This is a genomic window from Pseudonocardia pini (genome assembly GCF_013870575.1).
GTDB lineage: Bacteria > Actinomycetota > Actinomycetes > Mycobacteriales > Pseudonocardiaceae > Pseudonocardia > Pseudonocardia pini.
In genome coordinates, this window is sequence record NZ_JACBXB010000866.1 from 1 (window position 1) to 2147 (window position 2147).

Annotated in this window: 3 protein-coding genes; 2 read left to right on the forward strand and 1 reads right to left on the reverse strand. The window is 70.7% G+C overall.

Annotated elements, in window-relative coordinates:
• Positions 1–335 (reverse strand): TetR family transcriptional regulator (locus tag H5J29_RS30100; RefSeq protein WP_181784346.1); only part of this gene is annotated, 335 nt, incomplete at its 3' end.
• A gap of 98 nt (positions 336–433) precedes the next feature.
• Here H5J29_RS30100 and H5J29_RS30105 point away from each other — a divergent pair.
• Complete coding sequence (locus H5J29_RS30105; protein ID WP_181784347.1) at positions 434–1261, forward strand: mycofactocin-coupled SDR family oxidoreductase; 828 nt, start codon at positions 434–436, stop codon at positions 1259–1261.
• Positions 1261–2118, forward strand: coding sequence for a mycofactocin-coupled SDR family oxidoreductase (locus H5J29_RS30110; RefSeq protein ID WP_181784348.1), 858 nt, complete (start codon positions 1261–1263; stop codon positions 2116–2118). Before H5J29_RS30105 ends, H5J29_RS30110 begins: the two co-directional genes overlap by 1 nt.
• The last annotated feature ends 29 nt before the right edge of the window (positions 2119–2147 follow it).

Consider the following 2147-nt stretch of genomic DNA (forward strand, 5'->3'; position numbering starts at 1 on the left):
CGGTGCCGCATCCAGGTCCGCTCCTCCGGCGGGTGCCGCAGCGCCGCCGTCGCCTCGCGGGAGAGCGTCTCCGTCCACGGCTCGTCGGGCGGCGCCTCGGCCAGCAGCCTGCGGAAGGTGCCGAGCTCGGTGGGGGACTCGACCCACAGGACGTCGGACTTCGTGGAGAAGTAGCGGAAGAAGGTCCGGCGGCTCACCCCGGCCGCGGCGGCGATGTCGTCCACCGACGTGGCCTCGAACCCGTGCTCCACGAACAAGGCCTGGGCCACCTCCGCGAGGTGGTGGGCACTGGTGAGGGCGGGGCGTCCGCCGCGGTCGGGTGCACTGGTCGACATCGGGGGAATCGTCGCACGGCGAAGACCTCCTCGACTTATGGCACGGCGAGTCATAACCTGACGGCAACACAACGGAGTCGCAGGTCGGAGGCAGTGCCATGGGCAGGGTGGAAGGCAAGGTCGCGTTCATCACCGGGGCCGCGCGAGGGCAGGGCCGCAGCCACGCGGTGCGCCTGGCCGAGGAGGGCGCGGACATCATCGCCGTGGACACCACGGGGAAGGTCGACTCGGTGCCGTACCCGCTCGCCACGGCGGAGGACCTGGCCGAGACGGTGCGGCTGGTCGAGGCGCTCGACCGGCGGATCGTGGCCCGCGAGGCCGACGTGCGGGACTCGACGGCGCTCGCCGCGGCCGTCGAGGAGGGTGTGGCGGAGTTCGGCAGGCTGGACATCGTGCTGGCCAACGCGGGGATCTCGTCCCCGGCGTCCACGCTGGAGATGTCCGAGGACACCTGGCAGGACATGATCGACATCAACCTCACCGGGGTGTGGAAGACGCTCAAGGTGTCGGTCCCGCACATCATCGCCGGCGGCCGCGGCGGCGCCGTGGTGATCACCAGCTCGCTCGCCGCGCTCTACGCCAACCCCAACACCGCGCACTACAGCGCCGCCAAGGCGGGCCTGGTGCAGATGGCCAAGGTCATGGCCAAGGAGTGGGCCGAGCACTCGATCCGGGTCAACACGGTGCACCCCACCACGGTGGCCACCGAGATGATCCTCAACGACGCCACCTACAAGCTCTTCCGGCCGGACCTCGAGCACCCCACGCGGGCGGACTTCGAGGAGGCCGCGCTCACGCTCAACCGGCTGCCGGTGGCGGCCCTGGAACCGCGGGACATCTCCGAGACGGTCCTGCACCTGGTCGCCGACAGCGGCCGCTACATCACCGGGACGACCCAGGTCGTCGACGCGGGAGGACAGCTGTAATGGGACTGCTCGACGGCAAGGTCGCCCTGATCACCGGCGGATCGCGCGGGCAGGGTCGCGCGCACGCCGTGACCTGCGCGCGCGAGGGCGCCGACGTGATCATCGTCGACGTCACCAAGCCCACCACCGACGTGCCCTACGCCTTGGCCACGGCCGAGGACCACGCCGAGACGGTCCGTCAGGTCGAGGCGCTCGACCGCCGGATCCTCGCCATCGACGCCGACGTGCGGGACCAGGCCGCGCTCGACGCGGCGGTCGCGCGGGGCGTGGCCGAGCTCGGCCACATCGACATCCTCATCGCCAACGCCGGCATCTGGACCCAGGCCCCGTTCTGGGAGATCACCGAGCAGCAGTGGGACGAGATGATCGGGGTCAACCTGACGGGTGTGTGGAAGTCGGCGAAGGCCGTCGCCCCGCACATGATCGAGCGCAAGACCGGCTCGATCGTGATCACCTCCTCGGCCAACGGCATCGAGCCCGGCCAGAACTACGCGCACTACGTCTCGGCCAAGCACGGGGTGATCGGGCTGATGAAGAACATCGCGCTCGAGCTCGCGCCGCACGGGATCCGCTGCAACTCGATCAACCCGGGCGCGATCCGCACCCCGATGACCGACCACCAGGGCGCCTGGGACATGTTCGCCGGGCACGAGGGCGGCACCGAGAAGGAGATGATCGAGGGCGGCTACCACTACGCCCTGCTGCGCAACACGACCTGGCTCGAGCCGCAGGCCATCGCGGACACCGCGCTGTACCTGAACTCGCACCTGGCCGCGAACGTCACGGGCGTGACGATCCCGGTCGACGCCGGGCACCTGCTGATCCCCGGTGTGAACGCGACCCCGGTCCGGGACTAGCCGCCGTGCCGGTCCCGCTCGAACCGCTC

Coding starts and splice junctions, on each gene's coding strand:
- H5J29_RS30110 (WP_181784348.1), top strand. CDS start 1,261: ATGGGACTGCTCGACGGCAAGGTCGCCCTGATCACCGGCGGATCGCGC.
- H5J29_RS30105 (WP_181784347.1), top strand. CDS start 434: ATGGGCAGGGTGGAAGGCAAGGTCGCGTTCATCACCGGGGCCGCGCGA.